20 protein-coding genes and 1 riboswitch are annotated in these 18429 nt (G+C 59.4%); of the genes, 10 read left to right on the top strand and 10 right to left on the bottom strand.

What is annotated here, in order from left to right; genetic code table 11:
* Positions 1-27 precede the first annotated feature (27 nt).
* The 5 genes from OCV64_RS02510 to OCV64_RS02490 form a co-directional block, all read right to left on the bottom strand.
* A complete protein-coding gene (locus OCV64_RS02510) occupies positions 28-2271 on the bottom strand; it encodes a DNA gyrase subunit A (RefSeq protein WP_147570692.1) in 2244 nt (747 codons plus the stop codon).
* 11 nt (positions 2272-2282) lie between these two features.
* A complete protein-coding gene (locus tag OCV64_RS02505; protein WP_240287108.1) occupies positions 2283-2711 on the bottom strand; it encodes a hypothetical protein in 429 nt (142 codons plus the stop codon).
* Positions 2708-3583 carry an L-serine ammonia-lyase, iron-sulfur-dependent, subunit alpha gene (gene sdaAA, locus OCV64_RS02500; RefSeq protein ID WP_262669393.1) on the bottom strand — a complete coding sequence of 292 codons (876 nt, stop codon included), beginning with the start codon at positions 3581-3583 and terminating at the stop codon, positions 2708-2710. The genes OCV64_RS02505 and sdaAA overlap by 4 nt, the downstream gene beginning before the upstream one ends.
* Positions 3583-4257, bottom strand: a complete 675-nt coding sequence (gene sdaAB, locus OCV64_RS02495; protein WP_147570690.1) for an L-serine ammonia-lyase, iron-sulfur-dependent subunit beta — start codon at positions 4255-4257, stop codon at positions 3583-3585. The genes sdaAA and sdaAB overlap by 1 nt, the downstream gene beginning before the upstream one ends.
* Positions 4258-4569: 312 nt before the next feature.
* Positions 4570-6555: a DNA gyrase/topoisomerase IV subunit B gene (locus OCV64_RS02490; RefSeq protein WP_186852712.1), complete on the bottom strand. Its 1986-nt coding sequence runs from the start codon at positions 6553-6555 to the stop codon at positions 4570-4572.
* A 202-nt stretch (positions 6556-6757) separates the two neighbouring features.
* Between OCV64_RS02490 and OCV64_RS02485 the strand changes: the two genes are divergently transcribed.
* The gene (locus tag OCV64_RS02485; protein WP_262669211.1) at positions 6758-7237 is read left to right on the top strand and encodes a hypothetical protein; all 480 of its coding nucleotides are present in this window, start codon (positions 6758-6760) and stop codon (positions 7235-7237) included.
* 112 nt (positions 7238-7349) lie between these two features.
* Complete coding sequence (locus tag OCV64_RS02480; RefSeq protein ID WP_262669209.1) at positions 7350-7892, top strand: stage V sporulation T C-terminal domain-containing protein; 543 nt, start codon at positions 7350-7352, stop codon at positions 7890-7892.
* Between the two features lie 59 nt (positions 7893-7951).
* Here OCV64_RS02480 and OCV64_RS02475 read toward each other — a convergent pair whose 3' ends face one another.
* Genes OCV64_RS02475 through OCV64_RS02460 form a run of 4 tightly spaced genes read right to left on the bottom strand, consistent with a single transcriptional unit; the run spans position 7952 to position 11768 of the window.
* Positions 7952-8896 (bottom strand): dipeptidase, encoded by a 945-nt coding sequence (locus tag OCV64_RS02475; protein WP_262669208.1) that lies wholly within the window; start codon positions 8894-8896, stop codon positions 7952-7954.
* Between the two features lie 27 nt (positions 8897-8923).
* Positions 8924-9238, bottom strand: coding sequence for a DUF4491 family protein (locus tag OCV64_RS02470; RefSeq protein ID WP_147570671.1), 315 nt, complete (start codon positions 9236-9238; stop codon positions 8924-8926).
* A gap of 10 nt (positions 9239-9248) precedes the next feature.
* Positions 9249-11399 carry a Tex family protein gene (locus OCV64_RS02465; protein ID WP_262669207.1) on the bottom strand — a complete coding sequence of 717 codons (2151 nt, stop codon included), beginning with the start codon at positions 11397-11399 and terminating at the stop codon, positions 9249-9251.
* A gap of 39 nt (positions 11400-11438) precedes the next feature.
* Positions 11439-11768 carry a winged helix-turn-helix transcriptional regulator gene (locus tag OCV64_RS02460; RefSeq protein ID WP_147570669.1) on the bottom strand — a complete coding sequence of 110 codons (330 nt, stop codon included), beginning with the start codon at positions 11766-11768 and terminating at the stop codon, positions 11439-11441.
* Between the two features lie 144 nt (positions 11769-11912).
* On the opposite strand from OCV64_RS02460, the gene OCV64_RS02455 reads away from it, so the two are divergent.
* The 4 genes from OCV64_RS02455 to OCV64_RS02440 all read left to right on the top strand — a co-directional run bounded on the left by OCV64_RS02455 (position 11913) and on the right by OCV64_RS02440 (position 14283).
* Positions 11913-12266, top strand: coding sequence for a cupin domain-containing protein (locus tag OCV64_RS02455; protein WP_186852708.1), 354 nt, complete (start codon positions 11913-11915; stop codon positions 12264-12266).
* A 139-nt stretch (positions 12267-12405) separates the two neighbouring features.
* Positions 12406-12584: riboswitch (cobalamin riboswitch) on the top strand.
* A gap of 37 nt (positions 12585-12621) precedes the next feature.
* On the top strand, positions 12622-13011 hold the full coding sequence (locus OCV64_RS02450) for a DUF4430 domain-containing protein (protein ID WP_186852707.1): 390 nt from the start codon (positions 12622-12624) through the stop codon (positions 13009-13011).
* A gap of 41 nt (positions 13012-13052) precedes the next feature.
* Positions 13053-13529, top strand: a complete 477-nt coding sequence (locus OCV64_RS02445) for a hypothetical protein (RefSeq protein WP_262669206.1) — start codon at positions 13053-13055, stop codon at positions 13527-13529.
* Positions 13530-13554: 25 nt separating this feature from the next.
* Positions 13555-14283 (top strand): NAD-dependent protein deacylase, encoded by a 729-nt coding sequence (locus tag OCV64_RS02440; RefSeq protein WP_262669205.1) that lies wholly within the window; start codon positions 13555-13557, stop codon positions 14281-14283.
* A gap of 41 nt (positions 14284-14324) precedes the next feature.
* Here the strand turns inward: OCV64_RS02440 and OCV64_RS02435 are convergent, their stop codons facing one another.
* Positions 14325-14510, bottom strand: a complete 186-nt coding sequence (locus OCV64_RS02435) for a ferredoxin (protein ID WP_262669204.1) — start codon at positions 14508-14510, stop codon at positions 14325-14327.
* A gap of 373 nt (positions 14511-14883) precedes the next feature.
* Between OCV64_RS02435 and OCV64_RS02430 the strand changes: the two genes are divergently transcribed.
* From OCV64_RS02430 to fusA, 4 genes are all read left to right on the top strand, one after another.
* Positions 14884-15123, top strand: coding sequence for a L7Ae/L30e/S12e/Gadd45 family ribosomal protein (locus OCV64_RS02430; RefSeq protein ID WP_147570663.1), 240 nt, complete (start codon positions 14884-14886; stop codon positions 15121-15123).
* Positions 15124-15209: 86 nt separating this feature from the next.
* Positions 15210-15632 (top strand): 30S ribosomal protein S12, encoded by a 423-nt coding sequence (gene rpsL, locus OCV64_RS02425; RefSeq protein ID WP_147570662.1) that lies wholly within the window; start codon positions 15210-15212, stop codon positions 15630-15632.
* A gap of 171 nt (positions 15633-15803) precedes the next feature.
* Positions 15804-16274, top strand: a complete 471-nt coding sequence (gene rpsG, locus OCV64_RS02420) for a 30S ribosomal protein S7 (protein WP_147570661.1) — start codon at positions 15804-15806, stop codon at positions 16272-16274.
* A gap of 18 nt (positions 16275-16292) precedes the next feature.
* Entirely contained in the window at positions 16293-18401 is a 2109-nt protein-coding gene (gene fusA, locus OCV64_RS02415; RefSeq protein WP_262669203.1) for an elongation factor G, read from the top strand.
* Positions 18402-18429: the final 28 nt, after the last annotated feature.

Genomic DNA, 18429 nt, shown 5'->3' with positions numbered 1-18429 from the left:
ACCTCGTTTGGATTCAGATGAGCTGGATCACAGCAGCGTCAACTGCTCCTCGCCCCGGTCCTCCTCCTTGAGCAAGGCGCCGGAGACAGGCAGGGAGCGGGCACGATACCGGGCGGCATTGACGATGGCAGTGCGATCCAGCGGCAGCACTTTCTCCACCCGGTATTTGGGCTTCAACGTCATGACATTGACGCCCTGGGTGCTCCTGGTGGTCTTGGGGTTTAGGCTGGCGGTGTGGAAGACCACACACCGCCCCTCGGTGGAGATCACCGCCGCCTCAAAGTCCTCGATGAGCAGGAAGGCAGCCACCAGGGGGGCCTTGTCGGAATAGGCGCCTGTGAGCTTCTTGCGGCGGGTCTGAGTTTGATAGGCGGACAGCTCCACCCGCGCGGCCTTGCCGTTGTCGAAGAAGAACAGTAGCTGGCCGGAGTAGTCCCCTGGAATACAGGCCCAGACTGCCCGCTCCTCCGGGTCCATCCCCAGCTTGGTGGGAAGATAGTCCCCTAACACGCTGGCCTTGGTGTCATCAAAGTCGGACAGGCGGGTCTTGTAGCACTGCTGCCGGTCGGTAAAGACCAGCAGCTCGTCCCGGTTGGAGGCCTCCCATTGGAGATATGGGCCGTCCCCTTCCTTGTATTTCTGCTCGCTGGACATCCGCAGGGACTGGGGAGTGATCTTCTTCAGATAGCCCTCCTGAGAGAAGAACAGGTGGACGGGGTAGTCAGGGATCTCCTCCTCCACCGCCATCACCTCATCTGCCTCATGGTCAAAGACGATGTCGGTCCGCCGAGGGACGGCGTACTTTTTCTTTACCTCCTCCAGCTCCCCAATGATGAGAGTCTGGATCCGCTTGGGGGAGTTGACAGTGTCCTCCAGGTCGGCGATCTCGTCAGAGAGTGTGTCCACCTCCTGGGTGCGTTTGAGGATGTACTCCTTGTTGATGTTACGCAGACGGATATCGGCCACATACTCCGCCTGTACCTGGTCGATGCCAAAGCCGATCATCAGGTTTGGGACGACCTCTGCGTCCTCCTCGGTGTCCCGGATGATCTGAATAGCCCGGTCGATATCCAAAAGGATACGCCGCAGACCCTTCAACAGGTGCAGCTTCTCCTTTTTCTTGTTCATGGCGTAGTATACCCGCCGGCGGACCGAGTCCATGCGCCAGGCGGTCCACTCCTCCAGGATCTCCCGCACCCCCATGACCCGTGGCATCCCGGCGATGAGGATATTGAAGTTGCAGGACTGGCTGTCCAGCAGGGGGGTGAAGCGGAACAGCTTGGCCATCAGCTTGTCCGGATCAGCTCCCCGCTTTAAATCGATAGTCAGCTTTAGTCCGGACAGGTCGGTTTCGTCCCGCATATCGGCGATTTCCTTCACCTTACCGGCCTTGACCAGCTCGGTGACCTTGTCCATGATGGCCTCTGAGGTGGTGGAGTAGGGAATTTCGTAAATTTCGATCAGGTTCTCCGCCTTGTTATAGCGCCATTTGGACCTCACCTTAAAGGAGCCCCGGCCAGTGCGGTAGATCTCGCCCAGAGCCGCCTCGTCATAGAGCAGCTCACCCCCCGTAGGCAGGTCAGGGGCTTTCAGGGTGGACATGATGTCGTGGTCCGGGTTTTTCAAAAAGGCGATGGTGGTGTCGCACACCTCGCCCAGATTGAAGCCGCACAGGTTGGAGGCCATACCCACGGCGATGCCCTGGTTGGCGGAAACCAGCACGTTGGGGAAGGTAGTGGGGAGCAGGGTGGGCTCCTTCAGCTTCCCGTCATAGTTGTCCACAAAATCCACGGTGTCCTGGTCAATGTCCCGGAACAGCTCGGCGCAGATGGGGTCCAGCCGCACCTCGGTATACCGGCTGGCGGCCCAGGCCATATCCCGGGAGTAGACCTTGCCGAAGTTGCCCTTGCTGTCCACCAGGGGGTGGAGCAGGGCTCCATAGCCCCTGGATAGGCGGACCATGGTGTCATAGATGGCCGCATCCCCGTGGGGATTCAACTTCATCGTCTGCCCCACCACGTTGGCGCTCTTGGTCCGGGCGCCGCCCAGCAGATGCATCTGGTACATGGTGTACAGCAGCTTCCGGTGGGAGGGCTTGAAGCCGTCGATCTCCGGGATGGCACGGGATACGATGACAGACATGGCGTAGGGCATATAGTTGACTTCCAAAGTCTGAGTGATGGGCTGTTCCAACACCTCGGCCCGCAGACCCATGACGTTGGGATTATTTACTTTTTTTGCCCCCTCATCGGGGACTTTCTTTTTCGCCATTGGTATCAGTCCTATCTTACACTCTTGTCAAGAGGATATTGTGATTGGGAGTTGGAACGCTTCCCGGCCGCCTGCCGCACTGGGATCAGGCTGGCCAGACAGAGGAGAAAAAAGCTCAAAATTTGAGCCAATAGAATAAGATCCTGATCAAACCGAAGGATGTTCCACAGAAGAAACCCCAGGGGGGCCAGGGCAGCGTTGGTCAGAAACAGGATGCCAAGTACCCGGCACCAGCGCCGCCGTATATCCTCGGGCACAGCTTGGGCAGCCTGGGTGGCGGGGAGGCGCTGTGAAACTAGGCAGTGGTGACCAAGCAGAGCGGAAGCAGCTGTGATACAGCCGTCCAGGACAGGCAGCATGGGAAACCCGTCCCAGAAAACGAGAAAGGGAAAGAGCCCGGCGGCCAGAGCGACGACCAGGGAGTGGGACGAACGGTTCATCGTTTATCTACCTCCTTTGGCGTGTATCTCAAGCCAAAGGGGGTGGCGGCTAGACCGCCTTTGCCTGTTTCCCGCAGGGTGTGTGGGAGGGACTGGCCCACCTCACGCATAGCGTCCAGCACTTGGTCGGGAGGCACCCGGCTCTCAATACCCGCCAGGGCCATCTGGGCGGCAGACAGGGCGTCCATAGCCCCGATGACGTTGCGCTTAACACAAGGGACCTCCACCAGCCCGCCCACCGGATCACATACTAGTCCCAGCAGGTTCTTCACCGCCATGGCGCAGGCGTTTGCCATCTGCTCCGGGGTCCCGCCCTGAAGGTGGACCAGGGCGGGGGCGGCCATGGCGGCCGCGGAACCGATTTCTGCCTGACAGCCGCCCTCCGCCCCGGAGATGGAGGCTCGGGTGGCGATGACCATGCCAAAGCCGGAGGCCACATACAGAGACTCTACCAGCCTGTCCGCTCCCGCTTGAAACTGTCTGGCATAGGGGAGCAGGACAGCGGGAAGTACCCCGCATGCCCCGGCGGTGGGGGCGGCCACGATGCGCTTCATACAGGCGTTGCACTCCCCCATACGCAGGGCTCCGGCCATCACCTCAGACAGGAAGGGGCCGCAGAGGGGTTTGCCTGCCCGAATATAGCGGGCCATTTTGCCCCCGTCGCCGCCGGACAGTCCGCTGTGGGAGCGGTCCGTTTCCTGATAGCTTCTGTCCGCGTCCTCCATGGCCTGAAGCATGACGGCCATTTTGTCCCAGGACTGTTGTGGGGAGATGCCCTGACGCTGACAGTCTGCCTGACGGATTGCGTCCCAGAGAGGAAGACCGGAGGAACTGGTTTCCTCCAGCATCTGTTGGATAGAAGTAAACTCGATCATTGACGTTCCTCCGACTCAGGCGTATATCGGGTGACCCGCAGGATACCGGGCAGCGCGCGGACCGCCTGGGCAGCCTCCTTAGGAATGGGCTGGTCGCATTCGATGACCATGACTGCGCTACCACCCCGCCCACCCCGGTTGAGCTGAAGGGTGGCCACGTTGATGCCCCGCTGTGCCAGCGCTCCGGTGACTTGGCTGACGCAGCCGGGCTGGTCGGAGTTGTGGACCACCAGGGTAGGCAGGGCCCCGGTAAAGGAGGTGTCCAGCCCGTCCACCTGGAACACCAGGATGCGGCCGCCGCCGGGGGAGGAGGCACCTACTTCCAGTTGTCCCCCCTGGTCCCCCTCCAGACGGATCAGGACGCTGTTGGGGTGGACGTCCCGGAGGTCCCGGGTGGAGAAGGTGAAGGACAGGCCCCGCTCCTCCGCCAAGGCAAAGCTGCCCGGCACTCGGTCGTCGTCCGGGGACAGCCCCAGCAGGCCGGCGATGAGGGCCTGGTGGGTGCCGTGCCCCTCGCCGGTAGAGGCGAAGGAGCCGTGGAGAAACAGCTCGGCCCTCACGGGCTCCTGACCTAACAGTGACCGTGCCATCCGCCCGATGCGTACCGCTCCGGCGGTGTGGGAGCTGGAGGGGCCCACCATGACAGGCCCCAGGATGTCAAACAGGTTCATAGATGATTCCTCCGCTATGAGGTGGCGTGGGAAAGACAGAACAGAATAAGAAGCGGGATAGATGTTTCGGAAAGAGCCGGAATAAAATACCCAAGCCGTTTAGAAAGACGGCGGCGGTTTTCTGGAGTGTCATCCGCCATTCTTCGCCAGATATATGCCGCCATTTTTCAAAATAGCAGGGTGCTTGAACAGCGGTGTCAGCTTTGGATAATAGGATGCCCAATAGGAGCAGCCAGATACAAATGATGTCAGCACTCAATGGGATTGCCTCATTTTCTGATACTGCGCCCGCCTCCGCATATCCAGAAAGGCTTAGGAGATATCCGCCAGCTCCAAATATTTATGCCCATTGTCCGCAATGTGACTTTTCCGGCCCGCCAGGTCGTCGCCCAACAGCAGATCAAAGATATAGGCGGTGCGCTCCACATCTTCGGGCATGACCTTGATAAGCCGCCTGGTCTCTGGGTTCATGGTGGTCAGCCACATCATGTCAGGCTCGTTCTCGCCAAGGCCCTTGGAACGCTGGACTTCGCACTTTTTCCCCTCCAAAGAGGCCACAATGTCATTTTTCTCCTTGTCAGAATAGGCAAACCAGGTTTTTTCCTTACATGTGATCTCGTACAGGGGAGATTCGGCGATGTACACATACCCCTCCTGGATGAGGGTGGGGGTGAGGCGGTACAGCATGGTAAGGATCAGGGTCCTGATCTGGAAGCCATCCACATCGGCATCGGTACAGATGACGACCTTGTTCCATCGCAGGGCAGACAGGTCAAAGGCCGCCATGTCCTTGGCGTGCCTGTCCTTTACCTCCACGCCGCAGCCCAGCACCTTCAGCAGGTCGGTGATAATCTCACTTTTGAAGATCTTGCCATAGTCGGCTTTCAGGCAGTTGAGGATCTTGCCCCGGACCGGCATGATCCCCTGATACTCGGCGTCCCGGCTCATCTTGACGCTGCCCATGGCGGAGTCGCCCTCCACGATATACAGCTCCCGCTTGGAGATGTCCTTGGTGCGGCAGTCCACGAATTTCTGTACTCGGTTGGCCAGGTCCATGGTGCCGGTCAGCTTCTTTTTGATGTTCAGCCGGGTCTTTTCCGCGTTCTCTCGGGCCCGCTTGTTGATAAGCACCTGTTCACCGATCTTCTGGGCCTCCTGAGGGTTTTCAATGAAGTAGACCTCCAGCTGGGACCGGAGAAAGTCGGTCATGGCCTCCTGGACAAATTTGTTGTTGATAGCTTTCTTGGTCTGGTTTTCGTAGCTGGTCTGGGTAGAGAAGTCATTGGAGACCAGTACCAGGGCGTCCTGGATGTCGTTAAAGGTGATCTTGCTCTCACTCTTGGTATATTTGTTCTGCCCCTTCAGCCAGCCGTCGATAGCGGAGACAAAGGCGGAGCGCACCGCCTTGTCCGGGGAGCCGCCGTACTCCAGCCAGGAGGAGTTGTGGTAATGCTCGATGACCTGGACCCGGTTGGAAAAACAGAAGGACACGGACAGCTTCACCTTGTACTCCGGCTTGTCGGCCCGGTCCCGGCCTTTTCGCTCCGTCTGCCAGAACACAGGCTGGGTCAGTGCATCCTCCCCCACCAGCTCTGACACATAGTCCTGGATTCCGTTGTCATATCGGAAGTCGGTAGTCTCGAACCTGCTGCCCACCTGGTTTTTGAAGCGGAAGGTGACGCCGGCGTTGACCACCGCCTGACGCTTCATGGTGTCCAGATAGTAGTCCACGGGAACATTGATGTCGGTGAACACCTCCAGGTCGGGCTTCCAGCGGAAGGTGGAGCCGGTCTTCCGGCCCCGGTCAGTGGGCTCCTTTTTCAGCCCGCCAATATTTTCCCCCTTTTCAAAGTGGAGGGTGTATTTGAAGCCGTCCCGCCAGATGACAGCGTCAAAATATTCGCTGGCGTACTGAGTGGCGCAGGCGCCCAGGCCATTGAGGCCCAGGGAATATTCATAGTTGTCCCCGTCAAGGTTGTTGTATTTGCCGCCGGCATACAGCTCGCAGAAGACCAGCTCCCAGTTGAACTTCTGCTCTGTCTCGTTCCAGTCCACCGGGCAGCCCCGGCCCTGGTCCTCCACCTGGATCGAGCCGTCCTCAAACCGGGTGACCGTGATAAGGTCGCCGTGGCCCTCCCGGGCCTCGTCGATGGCGTTGGACATGATCTCAAAAACGGCGTGCTCGCAGCCCTCCAGCCCATCGGAGCCAAAGATAACACTGGGGCGTTTACGCACCCGGTCGGCCCCCTTCAGGGAGGAAATGGATTGGTTGCCGTAACTGTTATTTTTCTGGGCCATAGTATTCTGTTCCTCACATTTCAAAGCCCGCCGGTTGTGCCGGCGTCTGGGATTTCATTTTTATAGAAAAGGACGCAATCATACACTATATATAATATTACCAAAAATTGCGGTGGAAAGTCAAGGAAAGGGGAGGTCATCCTGTGCTCCGGGTGCATAAAGGACATAAGAACGCCAAAGACTGTGAGAAAGGGGGATGGGTATGGAGTGTTTTCAGGTCATCGAGTCGGGAGAGGGCATCGAAGGACGTATCTTGCGAGCACTCTCTCGGAGAGGCGGTATGACAGAGCGGTATGCGGCGCTGGAGCACCCGGCCCTGCTGGTGGTATCACCCCAGGCGGCGGCCGAAGGCGCCGAGCTCCCAGGCGCCTGTCGGACCATCCTGCTGCCAGGGGACGCGGGAAGGATGCTGGAGGGGCTTCGGGCGGCGAGCGCGGTGAGCTATGGAAGCTCGCCCCGGGACAGCCTGACCATTTCCAGCCGGGAGGGGGACAGGCTGTGGGCTGCCCTCCAGCGGGAACTGGTGACCCTGGGCGGCCAGGTGGTGGAGCGGCAGGAGTTTCCGCTGCCTCTGGGACCAGACGGGAGAGCTATGTCCGACCTGGCGGTGGCCGGTGCGCTGCTGCTGCTGGGCGTGCCTCCGGAAGAACTAGAGGGAGAGGATTGGGGCGAGCGGCTCTGACGCAATTTTTTCTTTTGCCAAACAAACCCAGCCAAAATTCTGCATATCTGACCTGTTCCAGCAGATACTATGCCTGTCACAGTAAATTGAACCGCAGGAGGCAAAATCATAGATGAAAGCGACTGGAATCGTGCGCCGGATCGACGACCTGGGCCGCGTTGTCATACCCAAGGAGATCCGCCGCACCATGAGGATCCGCGAAGGCGATCCGCTGGAGATCTACACAGATAAGGATGGCGGAGTGATCTTCAAAAAATACTCCCTGATGGGCGGGCTGGTGGACTTTGCCGGCCAGCTGTGTGAGACCTTGAACCGGACCACGGGCCGGGTGACAGTCATCACCGACCGGGACAGCTGTATCGCGGTAGCCGGGGCACCCAAGCGCGAGCTGATGGAAAAGCAGGTATCCTCTGAACTGGAACGGCTCATGGAGGGGCGGCAGATCTACCAGCACAAGGGGGGAGAGGCGCCGCTGCCCCTGTGTACCGGAGAAGATAAATTCTGCCTGGACACCGTGGCCCCCATCCTTTCAGAGGGGGACGTGCTGGGCAGCGTAGTCTTTGTCGGCCGGCCGGAGGATCTGGAGGGCGGCGAGGTGGAATACAAGCTGGCCCAATCCATCGCCGGCTTCCTTGGCCGCCATATGGAGGGATAAGGAAAACCGGGAGCGAGAAGCTCCCGGTTTTTTGCGCCTGTCCGATAGAAAAAGAGGGGTTACAACCCGGCCCGGAAGAAATTCAGAGCGTTTTGGTACATGATCTTCTGGACCAGAGTGGGGGGGATGCGCCGTCCGGTCAGATAGTCCCACAGTCCCGCCGCCTTAATGGGACTGTCCAGACAGGGGGGCAGGTCGGCTCCGTCGAAGTCGGAGCCTAGAGCCAGACAGTTCTCCGCGCCAAGGTCCAGAAAGTGGGCCGCATGGCGGTACAGATCGTCCAGGCCGGCGGGGCAGCCGTCAGAGCGGAGGAAGGGGGAGTAGTAGTTCAGCCCGATCAGACACCCGCGGGCGGCCATCTCCCTGATCTGCCAGTCAGTGAGGTTGCGCCGGTGACCGCACACCGACCGGGCGTTGGAGTGGCTGGCTACAAAGGGTTTTTCCGCGATGTCCAGCAGGTCCTGAAAGCCCTGGTCGTTCAGATGGGAAACATCCACCAGGATGCCCTGCCGCTCCAACTCCTGAACGGCGGCCTTCCCAAAGGAGGACAGGCCCCGGTCCGTCTCATGGCCGGAGCCCAGCTCGTTTTCTCCGTTCCAGGTGAGGGTCATCATCCGCACTCCGTCCCGGGCCAGCCGCTCTATGCGCTCCAGCCGTCCACCCAGGGCTGCTCCATTCTCCACAGTGAGGATAACCGCCGCCTTTCCACAGTCCCAGGCCCGGCAGATATCGTCGGCGGTGCGGCAGGGAAGGACCTGGGAGGACAGGCAGCCCATCTGGCGGATAAAACTGCGCTGGTGGAAGGCGTAGTAGCCCTCGGCCTCCTTTGGGGTCAGACCGTCGGGGATAAAGATGGCGCAGCACTGGCACCAGCTTACCCCCTGGGGAATCTTGGACAGGGCAAAGGAGGAGAGGGGGTCGTCCAGCGTGTCCCGGCAGCGGGTGGGGTCCATAAACGCGGTGAGAGTGTCACAGTGAAGGTCGAACACGGCAGAAGCGGGCATGGGGAACCTCCTTTTGTTTTTTTCATTCTATGCGTGGGACCTGGAGTTATTCTGCTTAGAAACCCGCTTGGGGTTGGAGGGGAACCAGCCCTTAGCCACCCGTTTTTCCTGCTGCTTCAGCTCCAAGATGCTCCAAAGACAGCTGCACCCCAGCACCCCCAGGGCAGAGGCGCCTATGGAGTTGTCTACCAGCAGACTGCACCCAAGAAAAACCAGTCCGGCCAACAGAAAGAAGGGCCAACATCGGGCGGACCAGTGGTACTCGGCACGAATGACAATAGGGTGGAACAGGCCGATACAGGCAAAGCACAATACAGCGGTGATGATACCTTCCAGATTCATATCGATCGATTCACCCCGGCTTTTTCATGGTTAGGCTGATCCGCTTTTTCTTCTCGTCTACCTCCAGGACCCAAACGGTGACGATATCCCCTACGGTGAGCAGTTCGGAGGGGTGCTTCACTCGCCGGGGCAGCTTAGAGATGTGGACCAGGCCATCCTGATGTACACCGATATCCACAAAGACGCCGAAATCAATAACGTTGCGCACGGTGCCCTGAAGCTCCATGCCCGGCTTTAGGTCTTTGGCCTCCATAACATCAGTGCGGAGGATGGGGGGCGGCAGCTCGTCCCGTGGGTCCCGGCCCGGCTTCATCAGCTCTTTGATGATGTCGGACAGGGTAGGAAGTCCTGCTCCGCATCTCTCTGCCAGTTGGGCAAGCCCGATGGCCTCCGCCCTGGCCTTCAATTCCGACAGTTCCCCTGCCTTCACGTCGTCCAGCGTATAGCCGCACTCCGCCAGCAGCTTTTCCGCGGCTCCATAGCTCTCCGGATGGACGCCGGTGTTGTCCAGCACGCTGCCGCTCTCCGGCACCCGGAGAAAGCCGGCGCACTGCTCAAAGGCCTTGGGGCCTAGCTTTGGCACCTTCAAAAGCTGCTTCCGGGCGGTAAAGGGGCCATTTTCTTCCCGGTAGGCCACTAGATTCTTGGCGGTGGCGGCGGTCAGGCCGGACACCCGCTGGAGCAGGGAGGGGGAGGCGGTATTGGCGTCCACTCCCACCGCGTTGACACAGTCCTCCACCACACCGTCCAACGTTTCACCCAGCCTGGCCTGGGGCATGTCGTGCTGGTACTGGCCTACGCCGATGGCCTTGGGGTCGATCTTCACCAGCTCGGCCAGGGGGTCCTGGAGCCGCCGGGCAATGGATACGGCGCTGCGCAGGTTTACATCGAACTGGGGAAACTCCTCGGCGGCCAGTTTGCTGGCCGAGTAGACGGAGGCCCCCGCCTCGCTGACAATCATGTAGGACACTCCGCCGCCTATCTTTTTGATGAGCTCTACCGTCATCTGCTCGGTTTCACGGCTGGCGGTACCGTTTCCGATGGCGATATGCTCCACCCCATATCTCTTGATGAGAGCGGCCAGCTTGGCGATGCACTCCTGCTTCTGCCGCTCCCCGTGGGTGGGATAGACCACCGCCGTGTCCAGCACTTTTCCAGTGCCGTCCACCACCGCCACCTTGCAGCCCATCCGGTAGCCAGGATCCAGCCCCATGGTGACCTTGCCCTTGACTGGGGGCTGCATGAGTAATGGCTTCAAATTTAGGGCAAACATATGGATGGCTCCCTCGTTGGCCTGGTCAGAGAGGGTACTGCGGATCTCCCGCTCCATAGAGGGCTGGATGAGTCGGTCGTAGGCGTCGTCCGCCGCGTTGCGGACGAACTCCATAGCGGCGGCTCCAGGGACAGTGAGGCGGCGGACGGCGACATGGGCGGTCTCCGGGTCCAGCTCCACCGATACCTTCAAAATACCCTCCCGCTCTCCACGGTTGACGGCTAGCACCTGATAGCCTTGGAGGCGCCCTACGGGACACTTAAAGTCATAATAAAGCCGGTACACACTATCCTCCGGCTCCTTGTCCGCCGCCCGTGAGACCAGCACGCCCCGTCGGAGATACAGGTCCCGGAGCTCCTTGCGGATCTCCGCATCGTCCGAGATAAGCTCGGCGATGATATCGCTTGCCCCCTGAAGGGCGTCCTCCAAAGTTTCCACGCCTTTCTCCAGATCGACAAAATCTGCCGCCGCCTCCTCCGGTGTCACGGCAGGCCCTTTGCCAAACAGCAGCAGAGCCAGGGGCTCCAGCCCCCGTTCTCTGGCTGCGGTGGCCCGGGTGCGCCGCTTTTGTTTATAGGGACGGTAAAGGTCCTCCACCTCAGCCAGAGTTATCGCCCTATCGACGGCAGCCGCCAGGTCTTCGGTGAGTTTGCCCTGGTTCTCGATAGATGCCTTTACCTCCGACTTTCTGGCTTCCAGATTGCGCAAATACTGGAGCCGGTCCGCTAATTGGCGGAGCAGCTGGTCGTCCATGGAGCCGTGGAGCTCTTTTCGATACCGGGCGATAAAGGGGATGGTGGCTCCCTCGTCGATAAGGTTGACCACATTTTTTATGTGTGCTTCGCTGCGGCCCAGCTCACGGGCTAGGGCCTGAATGATAGCGTCCATAGCATTCTCCTTGGTGAAAAATTTTGGGGTGGCGGGGCGTTACGGCTGGAGCGTCGATTTGTAATAGGTCCCAAAATCGGCCAGGGCGTCGATAATGGGCAGCATCTCTTTTCCCAGCTCGGTTAGGCCATACTCCACCCGCGGGGGCATGGTCTGATAGTCCCGGCGATAGGCGAGGCCGTCATCGATCATCTGGCGCAGGCTGTCCGTCAGCACCTTCTGGGAGATCCCGTCCAGATCCCGCTGCAGCTCGTTGAAGCGCCACGGGCGCGCCTTCAAATTGCGCAGGATCAGCAGCTTCCACTTCCCGCCAATTAAGGATACCGCGGTGGCCACTGGACAGGCCGGAAGTTCCTCCTTCGTTTTCATGGCGATACACCTCCGGGCACAGTATAGCACATCGTTTTTCGCGTGTACAGTTATAAAAAGGTGCGTACTTGTAGCCGAGTATGCGGTGGCTGTACACTAAAGGCACGCAAGGCGACTTGCAAACAAGATTTGGAGGTCAAAACCATGACAAACTACACGAAAATCAACATTGGGACTGAGGACCGCGCCGAACTACATGATAAGCTGGGCCTGACCGGCGCGGAGGTCAGCGTCAACCGGCTCCCCGCTGGGGCGGGGGTGCCCTTTGTACATTCCCACAGGCGAAACGAGGAGATCTACGGTATCCTGGCGGGAGCGGGCAGGGCGATCATCGACGGAGAGAACGTCTCCCTCGCCGCTGGGGACTGGCTGCGGGTCGCCCCGGCTGCCAAGCGACAGTTCTCCGCGGCGGAGGATTCCGGCGTCACCTATGTCTGCATTCAAGTCAAGGAGGGCTCCCTGGGCGGCTTCACCGCGGAGGACGCCGTCGTGCACTGAATCAAAGAAGCGGTCAAGGTGGCACAGGGACTGCCCTGACCGCCCCCCTTGACGGGAAGTGATGCGCCTGTGGGCATCCAGTATGGTGCAACAACTCGGCACGCCACAAGTCCTGCTTTCCTTTTCTAAGACGCTGTGCTATAATATTCCCGCCTCAGGTGCCCGGTTTCCGGGAGAATAGGGAAGAGACGTATGTCCACGGTCACGCCGCTGTGAGAGGGGAGCCTACCCCCGATGTGCCGCCGGCATCTGCCGGGAAGGCGGGGGAGCGGGTGGAGAGCCTTGAGTCAGAAGACCTGCCTGGGAGCTTGCTTGCCCGCGCCGCGAGTGACGGCAAGGGCGGAAGGAAAATATTATGAGAAACAGGAAAACCCTGCTGGCGGCCGCAGCGCTGATGATCGTCGCCGCCCTCATGGCCGGCCTCTGGTACTTCACCAGGCCCCAGACCCAGGTGGGCGACAAGACTGTGGTGGTGGAGGTGGTCCACGGGGACGAGAGCGCTAAGGAGTTTACTTACCACACTGACGCCGAGTATCTGGGTCAGGTGCTGGTCGAGGAAAAGCTTGTGAAGGGCGAGAGCAGCCAGTTCGGCTTATATATTACTACAGTAGACGGGGAGACCGCCCAGGAGAGTGAGAACCAGTGGTGGCGCGTCACCCAGGACGGCGAGATGGTGAACACCGGAGTGGACACCACCCCGGTCCAGGACGGCGACCACTTTGAGCTGACTTTGTCTACCTATTGACCATGGGAGAGAGGAGACCCCTCAACGGGGCGAAAAAAGTGGTGCTCTGTGGACTGATGGCCTCCACGCTGACGGTGTTGAAGATGGTCCTGTCCCCTCTGCCCAACATCGAGCCGGTCTCCCTGCTCATCCTGGTGTACGCTCTTGTTTTTGGAAGGCAAGTCCTCTCGATCATCCTTCCCTTTGTGGTGGTAGAGGGACTGCTGTACGGCTTCAACCCTATGTGGTGGTTAGGCTATCTCTATGTCTGGCCCCTGTGGGGCCTGATCTGTACCAAGCTGCCTCCGGGCCGCCCGCTGTTACTCGCAATGGCAAGCGGCACCTTTGGACTGGCCTTCGGGGCGCTGATGTCGGTCCCCTATTGGGTCACCGGCGGCCCCTGGGCGGCCCTGTCCTGGTGGATATCCGGTATCCCGGCGGACCTGCTCCACTGTGGGGGAAATTTTGTCCTGGCCCTGGTGTTGGCCGACCCGCTGTATCAGGTCCTGTGTAAGTTGCGGGACAAAGTGTTCCGCTGAATCATGCCGAAGAAGGAGAACGACCATGGAGGAACAGATCAAAAGGCTTCAGGAGTGGATCGATGGGAGCGAGTCCATTGTCTTTTTCGGCGGGGCTGGAGTGTCCACCGAGAGCGGCATTCCTGACTTCCGAAGCGTAGACGGCCTGTACAACCAGAAGTATGACTATCCCCCGGAGGAGATCTTGAGCCGCACCTTCTTTGACCGAAGGCCGGAGGAATTTTACCGCTTCTACCGGGACAAAATGCTCTGCCTGGATGCCCGGCCCAATACAGCCCACCGGAAGCTGGCCCAGCTGGAGCGAGTGGGTAAGCTCCGCTCAGTGGTCACCCAGAACATTGACGGGCTGCACCAGATGGCCGGGTCAAAGCGGGTGTGGGAGCTGCATGGCTCGGTCCACCGGAATTTCTGTACGCGCTGTAAAAAGCCCTATCCCGTGGAATTTATCCGTGACAGCCAGGGGGTACCCACCTGTTCCTGTGGGGGGACGGTGAAGCCTGATGTGGTCCTCTATGAGGAGTCGCTGGACAGCCGGGTGCTGGAGGGAGCTCTGGCCGATATCCAGCAGGCGGACCTGCTCATCATAGGGGGCACTTCGCTGGCGGTCTACCCGGCGGCCAGTCTGGTGAACTACTACCGGGGAGACCGGCTGGTCCTCATCAACAAGAGCCCCACGCCATACGACAGGCGGGCGGACCTGGCCATCGCCGGACCCATTGGAAGGATATTGGAACAGATACAGGCAGAAGGATAGAACACAGAGGGGGCGGGCCCACGGGCCCGCCCCCTCTGTGTTCAATGTGATACCTCAATGGCGCTGGTGGGGCAGCTCTCGGCGGCCTCCTGGACCTGGCCTTCCCACTCTGGCAGGATCTCGTCCCGGGCGGCGGCCACCCCCTCGTCCGTCATGAGAAAGGCGGTGGGGCAGATACCGGTGCACAGGCCGCAGCCGATACAGTTTTCATTTACATGGGCGGTCATACAGGCTCCTCCTTATCGTAGAGTTTCCATAGTATGGCGCTATCCCCGTGTTTTATTCCTGATTTGTCTGAAGATCGATTCAAAGGAATCCTCCGTTTCATTTTATCATCTTAGCAGCGTATTTGGCCCCTGTGAACAGATCCCTCTGCCTGTATAGACGCAATATCTTTACACAGGGTGTCGCCTCCAAGGGAAAAAATTTTGCCATTTGCCGAAAAAACAGGGGCGGGGAGAGAAAATTTGTGGATTTCACGGCGGATTTTCCTTGACGGGACGGAGAGAAAATGCTATAATCTCAACTTGCGGTGGGAGGGGCTATTGCGCCCTTTTACCCGATGACTGCTTCTGAAACAGGAGGGAGGAGGGCACCGGAATGCTGAGTGAACTGAACAGCGCCGATAAGGTGGCAGGGGCCAAGCAGGTCAAGCGCGCCCTCAACGACGGGCGGGCTAAAAAGCTGTTCCTGGCCGCCGACGCAGACCCCCGGGTCACCGAGCCGCTGGCGAGGCTGGCCAAAGAAAAGGAAGTCCCGGTGGAGGAGGTCTCCACCATGAAAGAGCTGGGCGCCGCCTGCTCCATTGCAGTGGGCAGTGCAGTGGCTGTCCTGCTGTGATCTGATTTTAATGGAATAAGATTTCCTTATTCTGTTAAAATATATTACGCCCCCTCAGGGGCAGATTTTCAGAAAGGAGGAAAACCATGCCTACTTTTAACCAACTGGTACGCAAGGGACGCCAGCAGGTGACTTACAAGTCCACCTCTCCCGCCCTGCAGCACGGTCTGAACACCCTGAAGAACAAGAGCACTGATCTGCCTTCTCCCCAGAAGAGAGGTGTGTGCACCGCGGTCCGTACTTCTACTCCTAAGAAGCCGAACTCCGCTCTGCGTAAGATCGCCCGTGTGCGTCTGACCAACGGCTACGAGGTCACCGCCTATATCCCCGGTGTTGGCCACAACCTGCAGGAGCACTCCGTGGTCATGATCCGCGGCGGCCGTGTCAAGGACCTTCCCGGTGTGCGTTACCACATCATCCGCGGCACTCTGGATACCCAGGGCGTCAACGGCCGTATGCAGGCCCGTTCCAAGTACGGCGCCAAGCGTCCCAAGGCCGGCAAGAAGTAAGAGTATTACTTCACACTGAAATTGCATTGTGCGTTTGCGCAAGGCAACCCCGCCTTGCCGAGCGTTTACCTATATATTGTTAGGCAGACCTCGGACAGGCATTACACGGATCGTTTGCGAAACGGTTCGAGTACCTATGATTTCTAATTTTATAAGAAGGAGGGAAGCAAAGTGCCCAGAAGAGGAAATGTACCCAAGCGGGAGGTTCTGCCTGATCCGCTTTACAACTCCGTCCTGGTTACCAAGCTCACCAACAGCATCATGCTGGATGGCAAGAAGGGCGTGGCTCAGAAGGTGGTCTACGGCGCCTTTGACATCATCAAGGAGAAGACCGAGAAGGACCCCATGGAGGTCTACACCCAGGCTCTCGAGAACATCATGCCCTCCCTGGAGGTCAAGGCCCGCCGTGTAGGCGGCGCTACCTACCAGGTGCCCATCGAGGTCCGGCCTGAGCGTCGTCAGACCCTGGGTCTGCGGTGGCTGACCGCCTATGCCCGCAACCGCGGCGAGAAGACCATGAAGGAGCGGCTGGCCGGCGAGATTATGGACGCTGCCAACAATACCGGCGGCGCCGTGAAGAAGCGTGAGGACACCCACAAGATGGCCGAGTCCAACAAGGCTTTCGCTCACTATCGCTGGTAATCTAAGAGGAGACAAAGTATGCCTAGAAAAGTTTCTTTGGAGAATACCCGCAATATTGGTATCATGGCCCACATTGACGCGGGTAAGACTACCACTACCGAGCGTATTCTCTACTACACCGGCGTCAACTACAAAATTGGCGAGACCCATGAGGGTACCGCCACCATGGACTGGATGGCCCAGGAGCAGGAACGCGGCATCACCATCACCTCCGCCGCCACCACCTGCTACTGGAAGGGAACCAAGGATCAGTTCCCCCAGACTCGTATCAACATCATCGACACCCCGGGCCACGTGGACTTCACCGTGGAGGTGGAGCGCTCCCTGCGCGTGCTGGACGGCTCTGTGACCGTCATGTGCGCCAAGGGCGGTGTGGAGCCTCAGTCTGAGACTGTCTGGCGCCAGGCCGACCATTATAAGGTCCCCCGTATGATCTACGTCAACAAGATGGACATTATGGGCGCCGACTTCTACAACGTGCTCAACATGATCCACGACCGTCTGAAGTGCAACGCCGTGCCCATCCAGCTCCCCATCGGCAAGGAGGAGACCTTCAAGGGTATCATCGACCTGGTGGAGATGAAGGCCGACGTCTACTACGACGAGGTAGGCAAGGATATGCGGGTGGAGGAGATCCCCGCCGATATGATGGAGCTGGCCCAGGAGTACCGCACCAAGCTGCTGGACTCTTGTGCCGACATTGATGAGGAGATCATGGAACTTGTCCTGGAGGAGCAGCCTGTTCCTGAGGATATGATCCGTCGCGCCATCCGTAAGGGCACCATCGATAACCTGATGGTCCCCGTGGTGTGCGGCACCTCCTACAAAAACAAGGGTGTGCAGAAGCTGCTGGATGCCATTGTGGACTATATGCCCTCTCCCATCGACATCCCCGCCATTAAAGGTGTCAACCCTGATACTGAGGAGGAGGATGAGCGTCCAGCTGACGACAACGCCCCATTCTCCGCTCTGGCCTTCAAGATCGCCACCGATCCCTTTGTGGGCCGCCTGTCCTTTGTGCGTGTTTACTCCGGCGTGCTGAACACCGGCACCACCGTTTTGAATTCCACTAAGAGGCAGAAAGAGCGCATTGGCCGCATCCTGCAGATGCACGCCAACCACCGGGAGGACATTGAGTGCTGCTACTCCGGCGACATCGCCGCCGTGATCGGCCTGAAGAATTCCACCACCGGCGACACCCTCTGCGACGAGAAGGCTCCCATCATTCTGGAGTCCATGGAGTTCCCCGAACCCGTGATTCGTGTGGCTATTGAGCCGAAGACCAAGGCCGGTCAGGAGAAGATGGGCATTGCCCTGATGAAGCTGGCTGAGGAGGACCCCACCTTCAAGACCTACACCGACGAGGAGACCGGCCAGACTATTATCGCCGGTATGGGCGAGCTCCATCTGGAGATCATCGTGGACCGTCTGCTCCGGGAGTACAAGGTGGAAGCCAACGTAGGCGCTCCCCAGGTGGCCTATAAGGAGACCATCAAGAAGAGCGTGGAGCAGGATACCAAGTATGCCCGTCAGTCCGGCGGTAAGGGCCAGTACGGCCACGTCCGCATCACGGTGGAGCCCAACGAGTCCGGCAAGGGCTATGAGTTCCTGAACGAGATCACCGGCGGCGTCATCCCCAAGGAGTATATCCCCGCCGTTGACGCTGGTATCCAGGGAGCCATGCAGGCCGGTGTTCTGGCCGGCTACCCGGTAGTAGACGTGAAGGTACACCTGACCTTCGGCTCCTACCACGAGGTGGACTCCTCTGAGATGGCATTTAAGATTGCCGGCTCCATGGCCTTCAAAGAGGCCTGCCGCAAGGCCACACCCATTCTGCTGGAGCCCATCATGAAGGTTTCCGTCATCGTGCCCGACGACTATTTGGGCAATGTCATCGGTGACCTGAACAGCCGCCGCGGCCAGATCCAGGGCCAGGAGAGCCGTCCCGGCGCCACCCAGATCGACGCCCTGGTGCCTCTGGCCAATATGTTTGGCTATGCTACCGACCTGCGTTCCAGCACCCAGGGCCGTGGCCAGTACTCTATGGAGCCCCACAGCTATGTGGAGATCCCCAAGAGCATCGCCGACAAGATCATTGCCGAGCGCGGCCGCAACACCCAGGATTAATTCCGGGTGTGTTGGAAAATAGGGTTGC

The organism is Muriventricola aceti (assembly GCF_025567565.1).
In the GTDB taxonomy this organism is placed as follows: Bacteria; Bacillota; Clostridia; order Oscillospirales; family Oscillospiraceae; genus Lawsonibacter; species Lawsonibacter aceti.
This window is presented reverse-complemented; position numbering and strand designations above follow the sequence as displayed.